We start from the raw sequence: 24,068 nt of genomic DNA on the forward strand, positions 1-24,068 counted from the left end.
AAAAGGATATGAGATGAAAAAAACGGTCGCACTTATCATACTGGGCGCTATCAGTGCCAGCACCGGATTGTTGGCGGCAGAAGCACCAACCTCCCGCTATACCCTGAGCCTGGCGGCCATTGAAAATGCCGATTCGGATATTGACGGTGGTGGAGAGTTGGGGCGCCGCAGTTATCTTCTGGGGGTGCGGGGAGACTGGCAACTGGATCAACGTTGGGGACTGGGTGTCAATCTCAGCTATGACAAACTGGACTGGGATTTCTCTGCCTTGCCAACCAGTGGCGCTGCGGATATTGCCTTTGCCGCCAGCCGGTTTGATTCGGCCCAGCGTTACTCGGCTTCTGTCAGCCTGAGATACAGCCTGAATCGACATTGGAGTTTGATGCTGGCGCCTCAGTTGCAGTACGCCTACAGTGATGAGGTCTCCTCTTCAGACGCCAGGAGCTATGGTGTCATCGCCGGTGCGGTTCACAGGTTTGATTCGGGTAACATGTTGGGTTTTGGGGTTGCTTATCTCAATGATATCAATGAGGTACGTACAGTTCCTTACCTGCTTGTCGATTGGCAACTCAGTGACAGATGGCGAGTGGGTAACCCCTTCCAGGCCGGATTTACCGGTCCGGCAGGAATAGAGTTCAGTTATCGGATATCGCCGGAGATGGAGTTGGGATTGGGTACCTCCCAACGCACCGAGCGATTTTTGGTCGGGGAAGATGAGCAGACAATGGAACTGACCCAGATCAGCAGCTTTGTCCGTTTGGGCTGGCGGTTGGGGCAGGGGCTCAATCTCAATGCCTATGTGGGCTACTTCATCAACCCCGAGCTTGAGTTGAGTGAGCCTGAGATCAAGCGAGAGCTGGATAACTATCCGGCCGGGGCGATCCACCTCAGCTATCGTTTTTGATTGACCTGCCCGCGGTGGCGGGCAAGTTGTATTTCTCAGCTTATTGGTTTGAGGCGTTCAGGAGGCTCAGTTAGCCAACATCGCCTTTTTCAGGCTGCTCTGGGCCGGTTCATCGCCGAGCCAGATATTCAGCAGTGCGCGGCGAAAGTTCTCTCCGGCGATAGTGTCTTGCAGTTCGCCGTTCTTGTAGGCGCTGACGCCGTTTTTCTGGCTGGTATACAGGAGGAAGCTGTCACCCTCTTTGATCTCTTCCTGAAACAGGCTCATAAAGCGGTCGATATCGGCCTGTATGGCTTCGGTTTTACCGCCTGTGGCGTCATGAAAACCTTCGGTGATGGCCGAGCGCATCTTATCTGCAGTGATTAGACCCGAGACTATCTTCAAGCTGACCGCCGCCTGCGGCTGCTCCAATACTGCGGCTGTGGTCTTGGCTTGGGTTGGCAGATAGAGTCCCCCTATGTAGAGATCCATAAAGAACTTGCTGCGTACCCCGGCACCATTGAGCTTAAGCGGCGCGGCAGCTTGAATGCTGAGGGTTTCCGGGATATTTTCACCGGCAATTTCACGGGCATCGATTGTGGTGGATAGGGACAATCCCAACAGCAGGGCGGTTAAGGTTATTTTTTTCATCTTGTTCTCTTTGGTATTGGTCGTTTGTAAGTCAATGGTTCGACAACGGTTTATTCGAACATAGACGGCTGGTTGTTAGCTCCGCAGGCCCATTTTGAAATTGCCATCCTGACTGAACCAGACGGCTTGCTTGTGTTTCGGGCTTATCAGTAATGGGCCATCGTCGAAAAACAGAAAGCATTTCCAGTTACGGGCGAAGACTTCCCAGCGTGTTTGGATCACCTGATACTTTTCATAACAGAAATACACAGGGGCATCCGCCGGCCAATTGATAAATTCGGCCAGGGTTTCCGGTAGGCTGTTGTCTTCGCTGTCCCAATGGCTTTGCCAGTATTCCGTTTGGTGCCAGGTGGAACTACGGCTGGCCCAGTCTCCTTTGGTAAAATCCTCGGCACAGCTGCTTTTATTGCTTATCCAGCGATTCCACACTTCCATGGCACTCTTCTGATCCAGCGGCAATATGGCTGTCTTGTCCTGCTCACTCACTGGCAGGTCCTTATGATTGAAGATCCATTTACGGCGATACTGTTCGAGTGGAATATAGCTGTGATTCAAGTTCTGTCCTCCGGGACTGCGCTTATTTGCCGGGGCATTATAACGGGGGTGAAAGAGGAAAATAAAGGCCGCTTGCAGCGGCCTTTGGAGACTACTGACTGGTTTGCAATTCGCTCAAGCCTTGCTTGGCACCGAGATTGTCCGGATCGAGTTCCAGTACTTTGCGAAATGCTGTGACCGCCGCCTCATTTTGCTGCACTGCCCGCATAAACAGTGCCAATTTCAGCCATACCTGTTGGTCTTGCGGGTATTTACCGAGGTAATCCAGATAGATGTCCAGTGCCAGTTGCCCTTTACCGGCGAGGCGCAAAACATGGGCGTATTGCGGCAGAAAACTATCATTCAGCTGGCTGATTTCCGCCAGCGTGGTTTCGGCCAGTGGCAGCATGTTGAGCTGCAGCGCCAGCACTGAAATCATTCTGAGCTCGGTTTCGGTTATTTGTTGCTGATCTATCTGTTGCAGCGCATGCAGTGCTTGTTCAGGGGCTTGTTTAAGCACCTCCAAATTGGCTTTGGCCAGCCAATAGAGGCGTTTGAGCTCGGGTTTTTCCGGCAGTACGAATTCGAGGTTATTCACCATTTGCTGCAGACCGTGTTGATGCCGTTGACTCTTAAACAGCATTATCTTGTCAAATACTCTTTCCTGAGTATTACCATCATTCAGCACCTGATGATAGGCCTGACGTGATTCAGTCAACATCCTGCGAAAACTTTTCTCAAGTTCATCTGCCAGTTTTTTTTCCTGAGGTAATAGTGGATGATTTTTTTGCCAAATCCGCACTCTGCCGGGGGTGTTGTCCTGCTGCCACTGCTTGGCAAGTGACTCGAGCCTGGCATCCGGGTTGAGTTCTTCCTGACGGGATTTCACTCTGGTCAAGGCGTTGCCAACAAGATCTCTCAAGTGCCTGGCGATGACACAATAAGCCTGATAGTAGTCCAGGTTCATCTGTTGCATCTGGGCTTGAGTCCATTCGTCGCTGCTGCGAGCGGTTAAAAATGCTGAAAATTCCCGGTAACCATAGAATTTGATCAGTTGCCCCATGTCACTGAAGTCTTTGTTGAGTTGGGCCTCAGTTGTTTGCAGCTGTTTAAGCAGTTTTTTTGACGGATTTGGTGAGTTGATTTCAACTTGGCAGGCCTTGAATGCCTTATGGGTGATAGTTTCAATCCGGGTCAGTTTTTGCTGTGCCTGTTGCAGTTGCCGGAAGCACAAACTCAGGTCGGTGCTTTTGTCTGCTTGCTTTAATTGTTGGCTTGAAAGTAACTCCGACAGGGGTTTTTTATCCTGCGGCAGCTTTATCTCTTCACTGGCACTAAAGCCAATCCCCTTTATTTTTGCGGCGTCCTCAGCCAGGTTGATGTATTCAAGCTGAGGATGAGCGGCGACTTCATCTTCAATTGCCTGTTTGGCATGGAGTAATTGAATGGGAGTTTCCGCCAGATAGCCGCTGTAGGTTTCTACCCATTCACAGATATGTCCCAAGCTGGGTCCCAGCTTGGCTTCCTGAGAACCGGCTGCGTGGGAAACCCCTTGTCTTGAGTAGCACAGATCCATACCGATAAACAGAATTCGGCGAAAGCCCATCTCTATTGCCAATAACAGCGAACTGTTGGTCACAGTGGGCCCTTGAGTGATGATATTGCTGTGCTGGGTTTGCCAAGGGAAACGGTCTCCCAGATAAAGGGTTTCTCCGGCCCATTGAGCCACTATCCACGGGTGGGCGTGGTAGGAATGAACCAGAAGAAAATCCCGATAATATGGCATCATCTCTTTACTGACATCGAAGCTGAATGCCTGTGGATCCACGGTCACGACTATGTCCGGTTTTATCCCATGAGATATGAGTTTGGCGGCAATGCGGGAAACCGCCAGTATGGTCATTTTTGACTGATTTGCCTTGAGCCAGTCGAGCTGTTGATCCATTGATGGGCCGCCGGCGACTATGATGGCGGTTTCCCCTTCAAATTGCCCCCTCAGCACCTTGGCCGGTGAGTGATTGTCGCAGATATTTTCCAATTGGCGCTGGACAAACTCTTTCTGGTTGTAGTTGACGCCTTGATTGAAATACTCATGCTCCAGTGCCTGAGCGATGGCACTTTTCAGCAAGGAGTACTCGGGAAGCGTCTCGGCGGCCGCAGCCTGAGAGTGATAATGACGGTATTGGCCTTTGGCGATACAGATATCGTTACCCGCCTGCTTGAGGATGTTCGGCAACTCAGCTTCAGTGATAACCCAAAGCTTGCCTTCGAGCGACTCAGGAAGGTCAATATTCAGCAGGGTTAATATTTCGGGCAGTTCGACGAAAATGAAACGACTTCCGGCTGGCATTTCCATGGATAATACATAGTTGGCCAGTAGACCTGAATCCATGCCGGTGAAAATGTACAGGGTATCTTCGGCGCTTAATAGGTTGGCGAACTTATTGCGATATTGGCTCGCCGAGTTGAGTTGCTCAAACATCTGCCGGTTGATTGCCGGCAGATAGGTTTCGTTGAAACGACTAACGGCAAAGGTATTGAGCATGGCTGAAGGAGTACTTTGCATCCGGGCTCCTGATGGCTTGAACGTCAATTGTCTGACGTTTTACTGTGCTTGAGTCCATAGTCTCAAGATATGTGCCAGTTTTCAAAGAGGTGAAGTGATCTCGGTATTGAAAGCCGCTTTTAGAGTTTATGTGCTAAGTTTTTGTTATACAATGAAACCTGCACTGTGCATACTTTAAGTTATCTGTTAATGGCTTGGTTTGGCTCAGATTTTGTATATTGACCGGGATAAGAGAATGACGTTAAGCCATTTAGGGAAAGGTGCGAACAAGTCCCATGTGTGCTCTGCGTCGGCTTACGGACCTGGATGCAAGGCGTGGTTCGCAGCAAATGGCCCTAGTCCTTTGCAAGAAGCACAACACAGCAGACAGGTCTGTAAGCCACGCCCTTTGGGGCTTGCACAGCAACCGGCTTTCTGTGTTATCCGACTTTGACAGGCCCCGGCATGCCTTCAGTCAGATGCTTTGAACGCCAATTGCTGTGCAAGCCAGAGTGCCACGAGGACTTATTAGCACCTTCCTTAGGTTTATCGTCAGTGTAAAAACAGAGGACTGGATAATATATGTTCAACAACCAAACAATACTCATTACCGGTGGAACCGGGTCTTTCGGGCAGAAGTACACCAGAACTCTGTTGTCTCGTTATAAACCCAAGCGTTTGATCATTTTTTCCCGTGATGAACTGAAGCAATTCGAGATGCAGCAGCAGTTCAACGATCCCTGCATGCGCTATTTTATCGGAGATGTGCGCGATAGTGACCGTTTGATGCAGGCGATGCAGGATGTGGATTATGTGATCCATGCTGCGGCAATGAAACAGGTCCCGGCCGCTGAATACAATCCGATGGAGTGTATCAAGACCAATATCCATGGCGCCGAGAATGTGATTAAGGCAGCGATCAGCAATAAAGTGAAAAAAGTGATTGCGTTGTCGACCGATAAGGCTGCCAGTCCTATCAACCTTTATGGTGCCACCAAATTGGCGTCCGATAAGTTATTTATTGCCGCCAACAACATAGTCGGTGGCAGCAAGACCCGCTTTGCGGCGGTGCGTTATGGCAATGTGGTGGGTTCCAGAGGCTCTGTGGTGCCTTTTTTCAAGAAGTTGATTGCCGATGGTGCCGAGTCCTTACCGATAACCCATCCCGAGATGACCCGTTTTTGGATAACCCTGCAGCAGGGAGTGGATTTCGTGCTGAAGAATTTTGAGCGGATGCAGGGCGGTGAAATCTTTGTGCCTAAAATCCCTTCTGTGCGTATTACCGATCTGGCCAAGGCATATGCTCCAAACCTTGAGCATGACATTATCGGCATTCGTCCGGGGGAGAAAATGCACGAAATCATGTGTCCAGCAGATGACTCCCATCATACAATTGAATTTACTGATCATTTTGTTATATCTCCAAGTATTAAATTTTTTGGTATGGATATGGATTTCCGTACCAATGCGCTTGGCGAAAAAGGGCAAGTTGTTGCGCCTGGATTTGAGTATCACTCGGGCAGCAATCCTAGATTTTTAACGGCAGATGAGATTTTAAAAATGGAATCTTCAGTATGATTCCCTATGGCCAACAAGATATTAACCAGGATGACATCAATGCTGTCATTGAAGTATTGCAATCTGATTGGTTGACACAGGGCCCCAAGGTACCGGCGTTTGAGCAGGCGATATGTGGCTATACTGGCGCCCAATTCGCCGTTGCGGTAAACAGTGCCACCTCGGCTTTGCATATTGCTTGCCTGGCACTCGATGTCGGGCCTGGCGACAGGGTTTGGACATCCCCCATTACCTTCGTGGCTTCTGCCAACTGTGCTTTGTATTGCGGCGCTAGAGTAGACTTTGTCGATGTTAATCCCGAGTCCGGTAACATGTGCCCCGGGGCATTGAGGGCCAAACTTGAGCAGGCCAAACTTCAGGGAACCTTGCCCAAGGTGGTTATTCCGGTTCACCTCTGTGGTCACAGCTGTGATATGGCTGCTATTGCCGAGCTTGGTAAAGCGTATGGATTCAAGATCATCGAAGATGCCTCCCATGGTATCGGTGGCAGTTATCAAGGCCATCAACTTGGGAGCTGCGTTTACTCGGATATCACGGTTTTCAGCTTTCATCCGGTCAAGATCATCACTTGTGCCGAGGGGGGCATTGCACAGACGAATGATCCCGAATTGGCGCTTAGGCTGGGATTGTACCGAAGCCATGGGATTACCAAAGATCCACTCAAAATGCTGCGCCCGGACGAAGGGGGGTGGTACTACGAGCAGCATGCACTGGGTTTCAATTACCGTATGACAGAGTTGCAGGCAGCGCTTGGGCTTTCGCAACTCCAGCGATTGGATGAATTTGTCTGTAAGCGCAATCAGTTGGCCGCTTATTACACTCAAGAACTGGCTCAGCAGCCGGTAGTGAGTGTTGAACCCTTACCCAATAGTGTCAGCGCCCGTCATCTATATATGATACGTCTCAAGCAAGCCGAGCGGCGCCGAGAAGTGTTCGATGCCATGCGAGAGCAGGGGGTGCAGGTGCATGTGCATTACTTCCCGGTACACTTGCAGCCCTATTACTTGTCTCTTGGCTTCAAAACAGGAGATTTCCCCAAGGCCGAGCAGTTTTATGGACAGATCCTGACGTTGCCGCTGTATCCATCTTTAGCAGGGAAAGAGCAGGATTATATTGTCAAAGTCTTGGTTCATTCATTGGCATAATAGGTATGAATATGGGTCGATAACCTCTACTTTCCAGTTCATTGATATTCGCTTCATTTTTTCTCTGGTAGGGCCATAGATTGGGAGTATGATAACGGGATATTTGACATATTTGATTTCTGAACTGGACAGTATCTCCGCACCGGCAAAAATATGTCCAGCTAACTCATAATCATAGAGAGTGACTCTGTTACATGTTATCCACTGGATAAGTTCTGGGTAGCTTTGAGTCAGTTGATAAAAATCTCCACCCACTCCCCATAGGCCTATTTTTTTATTATCAATCAGTGCCTGCTGGAGCTGTTTAAACAGTGATGTCTGATAACTTTGATAGTCGTTAAAGCGTTTAGTGACTGCTTTTGACGCATCATGCTCTATGGATGATATAGCTCTTGGGGAAGCTGAGTTTGATTGCTTAAGCAACAATAACAGTCTTGGGATATCCCCGGTTGTAAGTTGCTGCTGCTTTACTACGCTCAAGCCTGCCAATCTTACTATTTGTGCCAAAGACTCTTTAGAGTAATAGTGAATGTGTTGTCCATGAACCAGATTGGTAAATGCTAAATGATCTGTGTAAGCGTCAGGACTACAATCCGGGACTTCAATAAAAATATATCCATTTTCGGCCATCATTTTTGCAATTTGTGATAGAAAGTGGATCGGTTCGACCACATGTTCCAGCACATGAGTGCTGATTGCCAGTGAAATTGGCTTAGCATCAAATTTGCCCTGTATGGCTTCAAGTTTATTCAGATCGGCGCCTAGGTATTTTATTGTCTCCGATTGAATATGGTTGTGAAAATCAACACTTGCTAAAGTCAGTGAGTACGCCTTACAGGAATCCTCAATGTATTTGAGTGTTATACCGGCACCCGCCCCAAAATCAACAATATGAGCTCCCTCTTTGATACTGGGTCGAATAAATTCAAGCATCTCCTCATAGGGAGATTTCTCACCTAAAGGGGTGTCACACCACATGTCCGGTTCAACTTGATTGGAAAAGTAGAGTGCTGCGAAGATTTCCTGGGTGTAATTTATGCTGACTTGTACATGGTGGCAATATCTACATCTACCGATAGGGAAGTGAAGTACTTGTCTGCATAACGCTGTCTGGCTTTTATCCCATATACCGGACATCAAGGTTTCTATCTCTTGCCATGACGATTCTCCGCATACTTTACAGCTTGTCTGTTGTTGCGTTTGATGAGTTGGCATTTAGTTACTTCCGTTGTAAAAGGGATCTATGACATTGGACCAATAACGACTGATGGCTCGCATCTTAATCCTGGTTTCTGCAAGTTGGGGAACAATAAAGACCGGATGGGGGAAGTGGGGTATTTCATCACTGCATAGAATGGACTGATGCTGAAAAGCTTTGCCTTTGAGAGCATAGTCAAATAACACCAACTTACCATTCGTGATGAACTCACCTAAAAGAGGATGTTCGTTTAGCAGGTTATAAAAATCGGCACCAAGCCCCCAAAGTCCGACCCGATTGTTTTCTTTAAGTGAGGAGCAGACTCTCTGTGCCAACTGACTTCTCAGGCTCCGACAGCCACTCTGATAGTGACGAATAACCGCTGCTGCATCATATGTTGAATTGACTTGGGCGGTGGATAAAACTCTCTCTGGTTTTAGCAGCACCTGCAGCCTGGGAATATATCCTGTGGTAACTTGAGCTTGCTTGACAACCGCCAGACTTGCCTGTTTGGCGGCAAAGGTTAAAGTGTCGATTGTATAGTAGTGAATGTGCTGAAGGTTAACTAAGTTACTCATGCCTATTGATTTTTCATCATGGTGATGCGTGAAATCAGGCACTTCAATGAATATTGCGCCGTTATCGCTGAGTCTGGATTTCAGGTGGCTCAAAAAGCTGACGGGGTCAATAAGATGTTCAAGCACATGAGAGGCCAGAGCCAGGTCGATCCCCTCTGGCCAATGGTCATTGGATAGGCTGCTCAGTTGATTGAGATCTAAGGTAAGATAGGTTACGTCTTCTTGCGTGAATCTGTTATTGAAATCTATTCCAATCAAGCAACTGCCTGGGCTTTTAGCTTTTGCTGCCGCCAGTAGTTTGCCTTCTCCACAACCAAAATCGACTATGGTCTGTGGTTGTTCACCATTGAGGGCAAAGTTCATCATCTCCTCGTAAGGGAGCTCGCTGCCAAGAAGGGATTCATGCCACATCACGGCTTCTTGAGTAGAGTGAAAGTAGAGCTGTTCAAATAGCTCCGGCGTATAAACGACATTGACCTGTACGTGCCCGCAGTTTTGACACCTCCCAAGTGGGTAGTCAGAACTTTGCCGGGAAAGCTGCATGCTTTGTTTATCCCAGAGACCAAAGGAGATTGTTGAAAATGTGAGCCAGTCTTGTTGTCGGCAAAGTTGGCACAAAGCCTTTTCCATAATTCTTCCCTAAGTGGTTATCCCGCCGTCTATGGTGAGGGTCTGCCCTGTAATAAAAGCGGCATCATCCGAGAGTAGGAAGCTGATTGCGGGTGTAACATCTTCAACCCTGCCGAGCCGATGCATTGGAGTGCGGCGTATGATCTGGTCACGCTTCTTATCTGACAGGGTTGATGACATCTCAGTATCCAAATAACCAGGAGCAATTGAATTAACGGTAATGTTACGACGGCCATTTTCTCTGGCTAAGGCGCGAGTCAAGCCATCCAGCCCGGCCTTGGACGCTGAATAGGCTGCAAGACCAGTGTAGCCGCGGCTTCCTATGATTGAACTGATGTTGATGATTCTGCCGGCACTGTTTTGTCTAAGAAAAACACGGAGTGCTTCTCTGGCCATATAGAGAGCACCGTGTAAGTTTATTTGTAGTAGAGTGTCAGATTCAATGTTGGGAAAGGTCGCCAATACTCCCTCTTTTGCAATGCCCGCATTATTGACCAAGCCCCAAAGTGATGAATCACCAGCCCAAGCGCAGGCCTCTTTGACAAACCATGATGTATGCTCCGGATTACCGATTTCGCAGGGAAACCATTTAAAATGAGGATTGTCCCGTTCCAGAGCCTTTAATGCCGGTGTTTGAGTCCGGCTACAGGTTGAGACTTTGTACTCCAGAGTCAAAAGGTGGTTGACTATAGCCAAACCCAGTCCCCGACTCCCACCGGTGACAATGATGTGCTTCATTGGCGTGTTCTCACTTTTTTGCCACTTTCTGACAGCGTAATCTGTTCGCGGAAGATTACAATACGTGGTGTTGCGGCAGGTTCTCGATTTGCCGACCAAGCTTTGAGTGCGAGCCTGGCTTTTGTTTCATCTTTTGCACAACACTCCAAACAGACTAGGGTACCTGTTATGGGGTTGGCTTTCGCAAACACCCTGGCATCCATGATATCTTCAAGGGCCAGGATCTCCTGCTCCAGTGTTTCAAGATTGACTTTAACGCCACCCACATTGACTAAATGATCTTCTCGACCTGAAAACAGAACTCTATCCTGGGTCAATTCGACACTATCACCTGTATCTATCTCAATATCATCTCTGTTCAGGTGTAGCGTGTTATTTACCGATATTTGCCAACCATTGATGGGCTTGTCTAACCAATTCAGTGGAAAGCCCGCCAGACCATCCTTTACTGAAAAAACCACGCCGGCCTCGGTTGTTGCATAGATGTGCCTTAATTGCGCTTCGGGAAAAGCTTGCTTAATGGCATTCAAGGTTTGCTGATCGGCTATTTCGCCCCCAAGGCTAATGATGGCAAGCGGTGGCCGCGTATCGTTCCAGCTCATTAACATGGCGCGCATCATGGATGGCGTTGCGCTGATGGCATTGATATCCAGTTCAATTGCAAGTTGTGCTTTAACGCGTAAACTTGCCTTGACATCAGCTACCAGAATATCTGAGCAAACTATAGCTTGTAAGATTACCTGTAACCCGGCAAAGCTCATGGGATGATAACAAAGCAACCAACGAGAGACTTCCCTGGCCCGGCTTTTTACATTGTGGGGGAGTAATCTGTCGAGTCGATGAAAAACCAGTTTGGGTTTACCGGTTGTGCCTGAGGTGAGTAGCCCTATTGCAAAATGTTCCGGCAGCGTTGCAATATCAATCTCTTGTTGAGTACGATTGAATATCACGGGAATATTGGCCGCTTGTCCGGTTATTATTGCCTGGATCATATCTTTAACCAGATACTGCCGAACTTCGGTGGCTTGTGCGGTGATCTCGATGAATTTAGGTGCCTTGGGGCATTGCTGAGAGTGAAACTTCTTACTGTCGAAGCGAGTTCCTTTTTCAATTAATGTGAAATCACGGGGGATAGTAAACATTAAACACTCGCACTTTCATATAGGGCAATTAGTTCGGCGACACTGTGAAATTGCTTGAAACCATCCCGAAATGGATCGATTCCTGTATTGAGTTCCAGACTGACAATCAGGGTGGCCAGATCCAGCGAATCCATCGGCAGGTCGGAAAGAAATTTGGCACTCAAATCAAAGTCAGGACAGGTTTCTCCTTTATTTTCGATGAGCTGCCTGGTTTCATTCATTATGATATCTGCGATTTTACTCATGCTTTATTCCAATCGTTAAAGGCGGCTGATATTTTTTCCAGGCTAAAATGTTGCTTTTGGTTGAGCCAGTCTTGCTTTAGTTGTTCAAAAATATGGACATCCAGAAACTCGCCATTCTTATAGATATGCTGCTTCAGGTAACCAACGAATCTTGTCTTGTGTAAGGCTTGGAGCTTGACCACTTTCTCATTGGCATCGAGCACATAGTTCACTATCTTATTGAGTTTCAGTTGGTGAAACACGTAGTTGCAGATATAAGTGTGCATGGTAACGCCATACTTCAATCTGGCTTTTCGCTCGTAGATATAAGAGCCAGTGCTGCAACGCTGATGAAAACGGTCGATATCAGAGAAACACAGGAAGCCGATAGAAATACCGTCGTCTTGTATCATATATGCACGATAGTCATCACGGGTTTCCAAAGATCTAATCCAAGCACGTTGTTTTTCGATCGAGGGGGTTTCCAGATCGGTAAACATATGTTTGGTGATCTCGGGTGTCGTACGCCATTTCAATAGGAGTTCGGCATCATTGATGTCTAAACGTTTAAAATTTAATGCCATATTCTCTTCTTAGTTTGCTAAATATCCACCTTCTACTGGTAAGGTCACCGCATTTATCCATTTGGCGGCATCACTCAACAGAAAGGCTACTGCATTGGCTACATCTTCCGGCTGACCTAAGCCCATGGGATGTTGATCCAACATATGCTGAAACTGTTCTTCAGTCATGCTGACTTGAGTACGCTTGGCCATCTCTGTCGCCACCAATGCCGGTGCAACACAGTTGACTCTGATATTGTCTCTGAGCAGTTCCATCGCGAGTCCTCTGGTCAGGGACATCAGGCCTGCCTTGCTCGCTCCATAGAGGGTATTACCTGTTTGGCCTATTAGTCCGGCGATAGAGGAGACAAAAACAATCGCACCTTGTTTTGAACGATCACGTTTAAGTCTGAATCCTTTACTGATGGCCATGGCACTGGCGAGATTGATGCGCATGGTTTCGTCAAAGAAGGCTTGATCGAAAAGACGTATGGGTTTGGTAACTTGTATGCCGGCGCAGTGTACGAAGCCATCTAAATAGCCATGCTCTTTAGCCAGTGCTTTGACCCACTCGCTAAGCTTGTCAGTTGCTGCCATGTCAAAAGGTGCGCATACATGTCCGTCACCCGATAGTTCTGCAGCCGTCTGTTCAAGTGCTGCGAGGTTACGACCATTGAGAATAACCTTGGCCCCGAGTTGGGATAGAAGTACAGCACATGCCCGTCCTATGCCTGCTGATGCACCAGTGACAAGGACACGCTTGTCACTGAGATCCATTGGATTAACATTTATCACAATAGCGATACCTGTTTATGCCGTTAGATGTTCTTCGACCAGGCTGATCAGATCGCCAACGGTATTGATCTCTTCTAACTTATCGCCTTGGATCACAATGTCAAAATGCTCGTCAGCCATTGCTATGACACTCAGAAAAGCCAGTGAGTCCCATTGTTCAATGTCCATTAATACTTCATCGCCTTTGAGAGTATTTTCATCCAGCTCAAGGATTTCTTCCAGGGCATTTAAAAATTCTTGTCTGTTCATCTTAGTTACCTCAAGTTACTTGTATTTTTAATATGATATCAGCCGTTATCAGTGTATCGGCAGTCGGGGAAAATGGTTTACGTTAATGTGCAATGCGTTGTGCTACATGCTTGTTGATGTTGGCTAATTGCGGTTGTTCTATCAGTAAATTACAAATTTTTTCAGGCCCGGCAGTGAGCCAATCTTCTCCTAAAAGGTAAATAAGCTGCTCTACCAGCCTTAGATCGTCTATTTCATCGACACAAAGCCTGAATGCCCCCCAAGACGTTTGGCCTGTTTCGATTGGAACTATTTTTGCACCGGGTTGACTATACAGATAAAGCGTAACGTGTTCGCGCTGGGCTTGACAATGGGCTTGATGATATGCCCGTTTCAGGTTGGCCATGCTAAAAACCTCTACATCGAAGCCCCTTGGGTAATAGGCCAAACTGATGTGAGTATATTGTTCGGCATCCCCTGCCTGATGTTTGCGAACCGCTTGGTCGATTAGTTCCGGGCAAATGAGTGGACAGTCACCTGTGAGGCGGATGATGAGATCATCATCTTTGGCCCCCACCGACATTGCGGCTTGGTAGAAGCGCTTCAGGACATCCTGCTCATCCCCTCTAAAACAGGTTAACTGCTTGGCTCGACAATAATCCGCAATTGCCTGATCGCTCTCTTGTTCTGTGGTAGCAATGATATGAGTATCAATGAGGGTCGATTGGGCAACCCTCTCAACGTGATATTCAAGCATGGGCTTACCTGCAATAGGTGTCAGTACTTTGCCCGGTAAGCGACCGGAGTTCATTCGTGCTTGGGTGATACAGATTACGCGCATTCAATCCTCCCGTTTTACCAAAGGCGTGGAGAGATATGCTTCTCTCATTGGCTCACCAAAGGCGATATCCTGTGAAGCTTTTTGCCCCAGAACCTGAGGAAGATAACGGGTATGTAATCCGTGAGCGGGTCTGACGGAGCGAATATTATCGGTGCTGAAAACTTCACCTTTCTTAATGGCCCGACTAACGTAAAGGGAGCGGCGAAAATCACGTCCACCCACTTCGCTTGGTTTGATTTCATAACCAGCAGTACCCAAGGCCAGGTAAGCTTTGTCCGCTTCTTGCTTTAGCTTGCTAAAGGCATCCGGTTCTAAAGAGAAGGCTGCATCTACAGAGCCATCATTTCGATCCAGTGTGAAGTGTTTTTCAATAATACTGGCTCCCAATGCAACGGCGGCAATTGCCGCTGTCGTCTCCAGAGTATGGTCACTCAGACCAATTGGGAAATCGAAGCGTTGGCGAAGGTCTGCCAGTGTGCGCAGGTTACAATCTTCAATAGGGGTCGGATAACCACTAATACAGTGGAGCAATGCCAGTTGATACCCTCCTGCATTGGCAACTGTCTCTACCGCCTCTTCAATCTCGGCCAAGGTGGCTAGTCCTGTGGAGATTATTATCGGTTTACCTGTTTTGGCAGCCGCAGTGATAAGGCCTATATCATTGATCTCGAAAGAGGCAATTTTATAGGCCGGACAATTAAGGGATTCAAGCAAATCAATCGCAGTCAGATCGAATGGTGATGAAAATAGAGTGATGTTATTTTGCCTTGCCCTTTCAAATAACGCCTCGTGCCATTCCCATGGGGTATGCGCCTCTTGATAGAGGTCGTACAGGGTTCTGCCCGCCCATAATCCCCCTTGCAGCAAAAACTCAGGGCCGTCATGGTCAAGCGTAATAGTGTCAGCACTGTATGTTTGGATCTTGATGGCATCGACCCCCGTGGCCGCTGCAGCATCAATCATCTTCAACGCCCGGGGAAGGCTCCCCTTGTGGTTACCCGACAATTCAGCAATCACATAAGGCTTCTGCTGAGGGCCAATTGACCGTCCGTTAATTGAAATACTGGGCGTAAACATCTTAGTCCCTTATTGATAAGTGGGGTTGAACATCGCTGCGCCAAGCGTTGTGAAAGTGATGGATCCTTTCTTCGCATCTGCCTAAAACCCCCGGCTCATCAATGTATTGCATATTTGCCTGACAGGACTCGGCAACGATGCGATCCTCTTCTAAGATAGTGTGGTTAAATTCAGTAAAGTTTGCCTGAATGGCTGCTTTGACGGCATCGCTGATCCTGCTTCCGTCGCGTCTTTGCATCATTCGCAGTTGAAAATTCAATTGGGATTGGGTTGCACCTTTAGGCTCATAAGTTTGCAATGACATAAGGGAACCATTGGTCAACCCTATGGCCAAATTCGGATAGATAAAGAAATGGTTGTACTCAGTAAAAGATTTATGTTGTTCAATTTTTAAGTGTTTTCTGGCACCCGCCCACCATTTTTTTGGTGTATCCAGCAGTGGAGTATGGCCTGTTGTGTGGCCATTAAAATGTGCCATTTCGACTTCAGGCTTGGCAAATTTTGCAAAGGTTTCCGGGTGGGTGCCTGCCACGTGGTAAACTTCGAGTACGGTTTCGCAGGCTAATTTCCAATTGGTATTCCAGTGAAAACTACCTTGCTGAACCGGATCCAGAAATGCTTGGGAGATCTCTTCCAGGATATTGAAGTAAGGCCCCAAAAAATCCTCTAATGTTGGTCCTTGATGCTTGATACGAACGAATAGCAAGTTCCCACAATGGGCCAACTGAAACTGTTTTAAGGCCAGTTTTTTCTTGGCTTCATCGTCTAAACCAAAGTCGGTACGATTTTGTGGTACACCGCTAAGAGCGCCATTACTCTTGTAACTCCAGCAGTGATATGGGCAAAGCAAGGGCCGATTGCCTCTGGATGCTGACTGCAGTTTTGCCTTGCGATGGCTACAGACGTTGAGTAGTGCACTGAGTTCACCATTAAAGTTCTGCACTACCACAGGGGTGTTGCCTACTTGCAAAGTAATAAAATCATGGTGTTGAGAAAGCTGATCTTTAAAACCAACGAATATCCAGTTTTTTTCGAATACCTGGGTGTGCTCGATGTCCAGGATCGCCGTTTGGTAGTAATGCTCCGGATGTATGGATTGTTTTGCGATCATTGATGTTCCGATTTCTCTTTCAGGCCAATGACAAGTCTCTTTATTATTCTCTGGCATCCATGGCTGTCAATCAGTTGACGTGCCTGGTCACTCATCTGTTCTCTTAAGCATTTATTATGCCAAATACTCTTGGCCTTTAAGGCTATTGTGTTGATGATATCTTGATTACTCTGGGTATCCCCCTCTGCCGGTGCATAATGCCGACAATCTAGCGTTTGGTACCAGGTATTATTCAGTGGTGAGATCATGGCAGGTACCTGATTGTCGACCGTTACCAGTGATAATGTTGGAACGCCTTGGCTGGCCAATTCTCCCAGAGTTCCTCCGGCTGCGGATACGGCTAGACCCGTTTGCATCATGACTTCGGCAACTGATGGAGGATCACATACAAGTGTGAAATTCCCATATTGTCCGGAGAGCCTCTGTAAGGAAGCTTGATCTTGGTGGGTTGTACCCAAAAGTAGCTTAATCTGACACTGAGGGAGAACTCTTAGCAGTGCTTGGGATAGTGGTAGTGCCAGTGATTTTACATCTGTACCACCTAAAGTGAGCAATAGCTGAGGGCGTTGAAGTACCGGAATGAATTGAGGCAATGCAAACTCTTTTCTCAAATAGGTAAATTGCGGTCCCAGACAGTAATTGGCCTGGGGAGCCCTCAAGCGGTAATCGGCAGACGTACAATTTGGCGCAGGATTAACAATTAAATCGGCTATAATCGGTGAATCATCAAGGGCATCATCGAGCTTGACAAGATAGGTGTTAAGTTCAGAAAGCTGGTGCCACTCACAGGGCGTTAATTCATAGTCATCGATGATAATTGCTTTAAAATCATGATGTTTTATTTCATTCGCCGTTAAAGTGTTTGAGACTTGAATGCTATTGAAATTTGCTTGCTTAAGCTTGTTCAGTAAAGTTTCGCTGCAAGTTTTATAGAGAAAGTTGATTTCGAATCTGTCCTCAGCCGCCTGAGCCAAGGCATAGAGGCGCATGATATGACCAGCGCCAATTTTGTCCGAGTTATTACCATAGAAAGCAATTTGGGGTTTAGCCTGCAAGGAATCCACCATCTACGGCGAGCGTGATGCCTGTTGTATTACGACTCAAGTCACTCAAAAGGAAGTAAACACTGTTGGCTACATCTTGTGGTTTACTGAGCCCCAGAGGGTGTGCATCTTTTAGTTTCTGGCTCTGTTCTTCGCCCAATGTGGCAAACTGTTGTTCGGCTTTTTTGCCGCTGACGACGGCAGGAGCAACACAGTTAACCCGAATCTGTTTAGCCGCCAGCTCCAAGGCTGCCGATTGTACCATTGAGGATAGTGCTGCCTTTGATGCGGCATAAAGAGTACGTGCCTTTAGCCCCCTCTGTCCTGCCGCCGAACCAATAAAGACAAGGCTGGCTCCCGGATTAACATGTTTAGCCTTCGATACGGCAGCCGTCAGCATCACGGCGGCAGAGAAATTGATATCAAAATATTGATTAATCTGTTTGGGGCTAATGCTTCTGAGCGGGCTGTAACCTTGATAGCTGGCACTGTGTACCAAACCATCTAGGGCACCGTGTTGTTTTATCAGTTCTTTTACCCAAGCGGCGATATCTTGGAGATGACTCAGATCAAAAGGGCTTACCACATGGTCTGAACCCTTGAGCTGATTAAGCGTTTCATTTAAGGCCTGTTCCCGACGTCCGACGAGAATAAGCCTAGCGCCACATTCATCCAGTTTTTTGCAGATTGCCAAACCTATATCTGAATCTGCAGCGGCGCCGGTAATGAGATAGCGTTTATTGGCTACACTCATCACTGCTGCACCAAGGTTAGCGGGGCAAAGTCGTCCGGGATCTCTATGATCTCAGGCACTATGATAGGACCTATATCTGTTATGATTGCCCCCCAGGACCAGCCTACACCGAACCCGCCCAGCATCACCTTCTTGGGACCATTAACGAAAAAGTGGGTGAGTTTATGACAGATGGCCAAAGGAACCGACGCGCTTGAGGTGTTGCCAAAGTCGGTCATGTCAATCAAGTATTTATCCTCAGCAATTTTGGCTTTTTTCCGAAGGTGTTCGAGAATAAATTGGTTAGCCTGATGCATCACTACCATATCTAAACGATCAGCTTCGAGCTGAGCCAAGGCTAAGGTTTCCTTGATGAGTTTGGGAACAACTTTTAGGGTAAATGAGAATACCGCAGCACCATTGAGATATAGCCGGGATTCTTTGTAGAGTCGCTCTTCCTCTTCTTTTGAACGAGGTTGTAATTCGGGCATGGTAGGTACCCGGCGCCCCCCTGCTTTGACTGCAATATGCTGACCACCCGTACCGTCAGTGCCAAAGACGGCATAAGAATCTGGCCAGTTTTCATCGTATTGGAGTGCGGTGGCGACACCCGCATCTCCAAACAGGGGGAGGGTGCCGCGATCGTCCGGCAGTAAGTGACGACTGGAAGTATCGCCGCATAAAACCAAGGCTCGTTGGCCGTTGGAACCATTAAGAAGTTGACTGGCTATCCAGGTCGCATAAACAAACCCTGAACAGCCCAAACTGACATCCAGGCAGGCTGCTGTCTGTGGCAGTCCTAGTCTGTGTTGCATCAGGCAAGCTGTTGCCGGCAGGGCGTAATCAGCATCCTGCGAGACATAAATAAGCACATCGACGGATTCCGGTGCCCAATTGAGTCGTTCGAGTAATCTTTGTGCAGCAGCGATGCACATGTCGGATGCACAGAGGTGTTTGGGAAGTATGCGTCGACTGTGGATGCCGGTACTGGCGTAAATTTTATCCGCTTCTTCCTGGGTAAAAATATCGGGCGTTTCTACATATGAATGCCTATGGGGAGGGACAGCGGCTTGCATACCTGCAATTTTGACTGACTTAATCACAGCTTCCATAAATAACCCTGTTGAAATAACGAATAATGTTGGTTTTGACTATAACATTGAATAATATAGCTTGAAAGTGTCATCCTTATGTCTAATGTAAGCTAACCTTTTGCTATTATAGTGAAAAATCCGGGATAAGAAATGGCTGTAACTACCGTGAACAAGGTGTCTATCACAGGCATTGTTTCTGTCTTACCTGAAACCTGTTGTGAAAATGTCGATGAATCCTCGGTAAGCGCCGGAGAGGAAATGGCTCGAATTGTTGCTTCAACAGGGATACGCTCAAGACGTATTGCATCTATGCAGCAGACAGCGTTGGCCCTAGGCAACATAGCTTGTGCATCTTTAATTGAAGAGATTGGATGGCAGCCTACGGATATCGGCCTTATCGTCTTTGTGACTCAAACCCCGGATTATCCATTGCCTGGCAATGCGGTGCAGCTGCAGCATAAACTTGGCCTAAGCAAGGAAACTATCGCCTTTGACGTCAACCTTGGGTGTTCCGGTTTTGTTTATGGTTTATGGCAGGTATCGCAGTTATTGAGCGGGTTATCAAAGGGCCGAGCCCTCTTGGTCGTTGGCGATACGACGAGTCATCAGTACAGCAAAAACAATCGTGCCGTTTCTTCGCTTTTTGGTGATGCGGTAAGTGCCATAGGGATTGAAAAAGATCCTCACGGTGAAGAGATGGTTTTTTCGCTTGGCACTGATGGTGCCGGTGCCCCTTATCTGATCCAACCCCAGGGCGGGGCACTGGCTCCCGGTGTTGCGCCTGAACTCTTTATGGATGGCATGCAGGTTTTTGTCTTTACTCTGAGGGAAGTCCCTTCATCCATAATGGCTTGCTTGGCTGAAAAGGGATGGCAGATCCAAGATATAGATTACTGTGTGTTGCATCAAGCCAATGAAATGATGCTCAAACGACTAGGGGATAAACTCTGCCTGAGCCCGGAACAGCTAATCATCTCCATGGGAGAGGTGGGGAATACCAGCTCTGCCTCTATTCCCTTGGCTTTATGTCTTAGCCTCAGTAAAAGGCTTTCGAGCGACAGGACAAAGTTGGTGTTATCTGGGTTTGGTGTTGGCTGGTCATGGGGGACGGTTGCCCTGACTTTGCCAAAATTGAAAGTCTGTAAGGTTATTGATCTTAAATTAGCTTAGAAGGGCTTTCAGTTCATACTCCAGATAGTCAGCCAATCCCAGCCAGTCATGTCGTTCCTGTGCCGCCAGCATATGGGGAAGTAATTGAATTATTGCCTCTGAATGAGGAAGTTCGGTGAGCAAAGGCTCTAATTGATCTAAACATTCGCGTAGCAGTTGGGAGCCTTCCGCCTCATGGCCCAACCGAAAGGCGTGCGCTGCAGTGATGAATTGATCCGTTAAGGTGACAGAGGCTTTACGCGCGATCATTTTACCTCCTTGTATTGGGCACCTGATATTCTGGCACTCTCTAAACTTGATTGATAGAACTTTACGTTAGGGTTGGCACAGATATAGTGCTCCAAGTTGCGAAGGTAAGCCCTAAAATTCAGATCTGTAGCCACCCGTTCTCCATGACCATTGATCACCCAATGTTTTTTATCTAACTGAGTGGAAGGTCCTAACAGACCCTCTTGCCAATGAGCGTGAGTCTTGTTATTGGGATAGCAGAAGTCGCAGCCGAATAGAATTATTTCCCTGATCCCCAAATGTACGGCTAAATCTATAGCGGGATGAATGACGCTTCCATTGGTATATAGCCTCAATTTGGGGTGTTTACGGTTCAATTCGTCATAAATAGGACTGGAGGAATAAGCCATGAACCTTGGACCTGGCCAGGCCGTGATGACCTCGCTCGACAAGGTTGGAAAGTAAACCAAGGTGAGGTTATTTGGCAGATCTTCAGGGAAATGTGCCAATGTGATCTTGCTATCGATGGAAACGACTATATCCGGTACTATCCCCTGCGCGAATAATGCCCTTACCGCAGTGTCAACGGCGATCATTAAAGGAAGTTGCTTTAAAGGCTGGCTCTGCTGTTGCAACAGGTATGGGTAATGCTCTTCAAGACTCGGGCCCGCGCCTATGATGTGTGCTTGAGGTTGACTGTGAGTCATGCGTAAAGCTGCGGCATCTGGATCTTGCTCAATGAAGGTGAGGTTTTCATCCAATCTCTGTCTAATCTCAGGATTGTCGATACCATGATGTTTATTGGCATATTTACGATTGTTTTCCAACACCAAGAGGTCTCTTAACTTAGCATTCTCATCTTTAATCAAGAGTAAATCTGGGGTTATAGCGATATAATCTTGCGCCAGTTTATTTGGTTCAAGTCGGTGTACCAAGGTAACACGCTGATCGAGCAACCATTCACTCTGATCCGTGTAGGAGAGCAGCAGTGCAAACAAGTCTATATTCAGTGGACAGACCATAATTTTGCTAAATTGAGGTTTGTCGATGAGTAAACTGGGAACATCCCCCATTCCAATACCATACACAGTCACTTCTTTACAGTGCTCGGGGAGTTGAGTGATAAGGAGTCGAGCCTCTGCCAACCTGTCATATCGGCTACTGAGTTGAATGCCATTGACACTGATAGTCTGGTTTTGAGCGGTAACCAGACAGGCATCCAGATACTCAAAAGATGCATGTTTAAGCGCTGAAGCCACAATAGGCCATCTGGACTGGATAATTTGCAGATTGGCTGCAAACAGCTCTGTCATGGAGAATACCTCGTTGAAGAAATGTTTCAATTTTAAAAACGGGTTTGGTAACTCGTATCGGCATTGCCACTGAGCGTTTGGTTCGCCTCTAACCAGACTAGTGACTAAGACCATGATTTTAAAGTTTTACACTGAAGCTCAAAAAGCTTTTGGCCCCTAGGGCCATCATCCGGACAACAATAGCGTTAACCTGCCGCAAGGGTTGCAAAAATCCTCCCGCAAGCTGCCCAGCGACTGATTAACTTGGGTTCAAAGACTAAGCAAGTCGCGTTCCAGTTTCCACTTTGGTGGCCATTGGGTGGCTATGATGCTTGCAATGGGAAGGTGGATCATCTTGCCGCAACCTGCTGCAATCCCCCTGGGTATGGGGTTTTAAGGCTGTTATTCGGCGTCGGTGGGGAAGGGATTTTATCTGTGCGCCTTGCTGTGGCCGGCTAGAGTAAACGCCAAAAAGCTGGCGCTGTCCAGGGATGGGTGAACTAAGGAAGATACGAACAAGTCCCATACGCGCCTTTCGGGACTTTCACTGCAACCGGCTTTCGGCGTTATCCGACTCAGGCATGCCTTCAGTCAGATGCCTTGAACGCCAATGGCTGTGCAAACCACTCTCTACATTAAGAGAAGGCCACGAGGACTTATTCGCACCTTCCCTAATACATTTGAATGCTGCTTGGTTTTTGTTATAGGCCTTTCTTGGATTTCAAATAAATTTCGTGAATTTTTTCTTTTCCTTGGATTGTTTTAGCCTATTACTTTTTGAAGCGCTGGCGGGGGCGCAGACCTTTTTTGCGCACAATAGGGACAAGTTTGCTCGTTTGCTGAAGTATCAACATTACGGCCTCGATCTCCGTCATGAATTCGGTCGGCAGGGTGTTCAGGTCGAAGTCCCCGGTTGTCCTTAACTGCTTATGCAAGAATTTTCTGATCTTGGCTTTGGGATAGCGTAGCCGCGCGTTCGTGACTTGTTTCAGAAGTACCCTACGACTATCCTCGTCATTGATTTGATGAATCTCCATAGTGACCAGCTCCAGCTTGCGTTCTATGCTGTTTCTGTTGACCTCGGATTCGATGGCGGCGAGATCGTCCTGCTGCTTTAAAGTGTTCCGGAGGTTTTCTACGAGGTCGTCGAGTTGGTGCTGGCAGGTCAGACAGGAGCGCACGTCTTCGTCACCACTGTATTCCTTCTCATGGCCGTCCACGTCCGGGATACTCGGCCCTCCTTCATTCGCTGAGACCCAGAGTTCCGTGATGGACAACGGGGTCGAACCCTTGAGAGAGCTGACCTTGATTGCAGAATTGCCCAAGGCTTGGGGAGCGGCACATATGCCAGCCTTCATGCCCGACAAAAAACAGGACAGCCATATCTTTTTGATGTTTCGCCCAGCCTTGACTAGGCTTTGAAATACCCATCAAAACTCAGTCGAGGTTGGTTATGACCACAGCCCGCCGCCAGTTGATAGATGCTGAAAGTACGTAATGCCGTTCACTTAGTGTGAACGGCATTTTTCTTAGGCTTAATGGGATACTTGTTTTTACTCATTTTTAACGCACGTGGATAGGCTCTATCCCGTTTCCCATCAAGCTTGAACTGCCTCGCGTTACGCACTATATCCAAGACCTCTCTCGGAACATTCCCAGGCATTTGAGATGACAGCTGAGTCAGTTTAAAAATGATATAACTCGATGCATCTCTAAAGCTTAATTGGTTCGGATGTAACGACGGTAAGCTCTTAGCCATCAACACCATCTTGTATCTGATGAGGTTATAGGCCAATAGTACCCCCCACAATTCTTGGATAACCAGCTCTGGCAATTGACTGCGTAACGTAAAGCGACTCTCCAGAAGATGCTGCTTCATCTCCCGATAGCCCACTTCTATCTCCCATCGATGGGCATATAAATCCGCTATCTCTGCCCCCGGATAACGCAATGGGTCTGTTAATGAGGTCAAAATGGAAACCGACTTACCTTTTATCGTCTTTGTCAGTAAGCGAGCTTCAATATTGTCAGGTAGCATAGGCCACTT

General features: G+C 47.6%; 25 protein-coding genes. 4 read left to right on the forward strand and 21 right to left on the reverse strand.

From position 1 onward, the window contains the following. Positions 1–13 precede the first annotated feature (13 nt). Positions 14–904: a DUF6268 family outer membrane beta-barrel protein gene (locus tag ACMHXI_RS21180; protein WP_413736062.1), complete on the forward strand. Its 891-nt coding sequence runs from the start codon at positions 14–16 to the stop codon at positions 902–904. 66 nt (positions 905–970) lie between these two features. Here the strand turns inward: ACMHXI_RS21180 and ACMHXI_RS21185 are convergent, their stop codons facing one another. From ACMHXI_RS21185 to ACMHXI_RS21195, 3 genes are all read right to left on the reverse strand, one after another. Then, positions 971–1,534 carry a chalcone isomerase family protein gene (locus ACMHXI_RS21185; RefSeq protein ID WP_413736064.1) on the reverse strand — a complete coding sequence of 188 codons (564 nt, stop codon included), beginning with the start codon at positions 1,532–1,534 and terminating at the stop codon, positions 971–973. Between the two features lie 75 nt (positions 1,535–1,609). Then, the gene (locus ACMHXI_RS21190; protein ID WP_413736066.1) at positions 1,610–2,089 is read right to left on the reverse strand and encodes a DUF2947 domain-containing protein; all 480 of its coding nucleotides are present in this window, start codon (positions 2,087–2,089) and stop codon (positions 1,610–1,612) included. A gap of 91 nt (positions 2,090–2,180) precedes the next feature. After that, complete coding sequence (locus tag ACMHXI_RS21195) at positions 2,181–4,634, reverse strand: 6-hydroxymethylpterin diphosphokinase MptE-like protein (protein ID WP_413736068.1); 2,454 nt, start codon at positions 4,632–4,634, stop codon at positions 2,181–2,183. 561 nt (positions 4,635–5,195) lie between these two features. Between ACMHXI_RS21195 and pseB the strand changes: the two genes are divergently transcribed. Continuing rightward, positions 5,196–6,191: a UDP-N-acetylglucosamine 4,6-dehydratase (inverting) gene (gene pseB, locus ACMHXI_RS21200; protein ID WP_413736070.1), complete on the forward strand. Its 996-nt coding sequence runs from the start codon at positions 5,196–5,198 to the stop codon at positions 6,189–6,191. Beyond that, a complete protein-coding gene (gene pseC, locus ACMHXI_RS21205) occupies positions 6,188–7,336 on the forward strand; it encodes a UDP-4-amino-4,6-dideoxy-N-acetyl-beta-L-altrosamine transaminase (RefSeq protein WP_413736072.1) in 1,149 nt (382 codons plus the stop codon). Before pseB ends, pseC begins: the two co-directional genes overlap by 4 nt. Here the strand turns inward: pseC and ACMHXI_RS21210 are convergent. From ACMHXI_RS21210 to ACMHXI_RS21275, 14 genes are all read right to left on the reverse strand, one after another. Next, entirely contained in the window at positions 7,325–8,551 is a 1,227-nt protein-coding gene (locus ACMHXI_RS21210) for a class I SAM-dependent methyltransferase (protein ID WP_413736074.1), read from the reverse strand. The genes pseC and ACMHXI_RS21210 overlap by 12 nt on opposite strands. After that, complete coding sequence (locus ACMHXI_RS21215; protein WP_413736076.1) at positions 8,552–9,742, reverse strand: class I SAM-dependent methyltransferase; 1,191 nt, start codon at positions 9,740–9,742, stop codon at positions 8,552–8,554. Between the two features lie 9 nt (positions 9,743–9,751). Continuing rightward, positions 9,752–10,480: an SDR family NAD(P)-dependent oxidoreductase gene (locus ACMHXI_RS21220; protein WP_413736078.1), complete on the reverse strand. Its 729-nt coding sequence runs from the start codon at positions 10,478–10,480 to the stop codon at positions 9,752–9,754. Then, a complete protein-coding gene (locus ACMHXI_RS21225) occupies positions 10,477–11,622 on the reverse strand; it encodes an AMP-binding protein (RefSeq protein WP_413736080.1) in 1,146 nt (381 codons plus the stop codon). Before ACMHXI_RS21225 ends, ACMHXI_RS21220 begins: the two co-directional genes overlap by 4 nt. Then, the gene (locus tag ACMHXI_RS21230; RefSeq protein ID WP_413736082.1) at positions 11,622–11,867 is read right to left on the reverse strand and encodes a hypothetical protein; all 246 of its coding nucleotides are present in this window, start codon (positions 11,865–11,867) and stop codon (positions 11,622–11,624) included. Before ACMHXI_RS21230 ends, ACMHXI_RS21225 begins: the two co-directional genes overlap by 1 nt. Then, positions 11,864–12,430: a UDP-4-amino-4,6-dideoxy-N-acetyl-beta-L-altrosamine N-acetyltransferase gene (pseH, locus tag ACMHXI_RS21235; protein WP_413736084.1), complete on the reverse strand. Its 567-nt coding sequence runs from the start codon at positions 12,428–12,430 to the stop codon at positions 11,864–11,866. The genes ACMHXI_RS21230 and pseH overlap by 4 nt, the downstream gene beginning before the upstream one ends. 9 nt (positions 12,431–12,439) lie before the next feature. Further along, positions 12,440–13,186 carry an SDR family NAD(P)-dependent oxidoreductase gene (locus tag ACMHXI_RS21240; RefSeq protein ID WP_413736086.1) on the reverse strand — a complete coding sequence of 249 codons (747 nt, stop codon included), beginning with the start codon at positions 13,184–13,186 and terminating at the stop codon, positions 12,440–12,442. Between the two features lie 33 nt (positions 13,187–13,219). After that, complete coding sequence (locus tag ACMHXI_RS21245) at positions 13,220–13,453, reverse strand: acyl carrier protein (RefSeq protein WP_413736088.1); 234 nt, start codon at positions 13,451–13,453, stop codon at positions 13,220–13,222. 82 nt (positions 13,454–13,535) lie between these two features. Then, positions 13,536–14,273: a cytidylyltransferase domain-containing protein gene (locus ACMHXI_RS21250; protein ID WP_413736090.1), complete on the reverse strand. Its 738-nt coding sequence runs from the start codon at positions 14,271–14,273 to the stop codon at positions 13,536–13,538. Beyond that, a complete protein-coding gene (pseI, locus tag ACMHXI_RS21255) occupies positions 14,274–15,350 on the reverse strand; it encodes a pseudaminic acid synthase (protein WP_413736092.1) in 1,077 nt (358 codons plus the stop codon). A 1-nt stretch (position 15,351) separates the two neighbouring features. Continuing rightward, positions 15,352–16,461 (reverse strand): aromatic ring-hydroxylating oxygenase subunit alpha, encoded by a 1,110-nt coding sequence (locus ACMHXI_RS21260; RefSeq protein WP_413736094.1) that lies wholly within the window; start codon positions 16,459–16,461, stop codon positions 15,352–15,354. Further along, entirely contained in the window at positions 16,458–17,516 is a 1,059-nt protein-coding gene (locus ACMHXI_RS21265; protein ID WP_413736096.1) for a PseG/SpsG family protein, read from the reverse strand. The genes ACMHXI_RS21260 and ACMHXI_RS21265 overlap by 4 nt, the downstream gene beginning before the upstream one ends. Next, on the reverse strand, positions 17,506–18,258 hold the full coding sequence (locus ACMHXI_RS21270) for an SDR family NAD(P)-dependent oxidoreductase (RefSeq protein ID WP_413736098.1): 753 nt from the start codon (positions 18,256–18,258) through the stop codon (positions 17,506–17,508). Before ACMHXI_RS21270 ends, ACMHXI_RS21265 begins: the two co-directional genes overlap by 11 nt. Further along, on the reverse strand, positions 18,258–19,349 hold the full coding sequence (locus tag ACMHXI_RS21275; RefSeq protein WP_413736100.1) for a 3-oxoacyl-ACP synthase III family protein: 1,092 nt from the start codon (positions 19,347–19,349) through the stop codon (positions 18,258–18,260). Before ACMHXI_RS21275 ends, ACMHXI_RS21270 begins: the two co-directional genes overlap by 1 nt. A gap of 132 nt (positions 19,350–19,481) precedes the next feature. Here ACMHXI_RS21275 and ACMHXI_RS21280 point away from each other — a divergent pair, with 132 nt between their 5' ends. Beyond that, positions 19,482–20,501 (forward strand): ketoacyl-ACP synthase III, encoded by a 1,020-nt coding sequence (locus ACMHXI_RS21280; RefSeq protein WP_413736102.1) that lies wholly within the window; start codon positions 19,482–19,484, stop codon positions 20,499–20,501. Here the strand turns inward: ACMHXI_RS21280 and ACMHXI_RS21285 are convergent. From ACMHXI_RS21285 to ACMHXI_RS21300, 4 genes are all read right to left on the reverse strand, one after another. Beyond that, complete coding sequence (locus tag ACMHXI_RS21285) at positions 20,493–20,750, reverse strand: hypothetical protein (RefSeq protein WP_413736104.1); 258 nt, start codon at positions 20,748–20,750, stop codon at positions 20,493–20,495. The genes ACMHXI_RS21280 and ACMHXI_RS21285 overlap by 9 nt on opposite strands. Continuing rightward, complete coding sequence (locus ACMHXI_RS21290; RefSeq protein ID WP_413736106.1) at positions 20,747–22,042, reverse strand: motility associated factor glycosyltransferase family protein; 1,296 nt, start codon at positions 22,040–22,042, stop codon at positions 20,747–20,749. The genes ACMHXI_RS21285 and ACMHXI_RS21290 overlap by 4 nt, the downstream gene beginning before the upstream one ends. Positions 22,043–22,791: 749 nt before the next feature. Continuing rightward, complete coding sequence (locus ACMHXI_RS21295; RefSeq protein WP_413736108.1) at positions 22,792–23,298, reverse strand: hypothetical protein; 507 nt, start codon at positions 23,296–23,298, stop codon at positions 22,792–22,794. 227 nt (positions 23,299–23,525) lie between these two features. After that, positions 23,526–24,068: transposase (locus ACMHXI_RS21300; RefSeq protein ID WP_413734348.1), on the reverse strand; the 543-nt coding region annotated here is incomplete at its 5' end.

The organism is Shewanella sp. BJSY2023SW005, assembly GCF_047314585.1.
In the GTDB taxonomy this organism is placed as follows: domain Bacteria; phylum Pseudomonadota; class Gammaproteobacteria; order Enterobacterales; family Shewanellaceae; genus Shewanella; species Shewanella algae.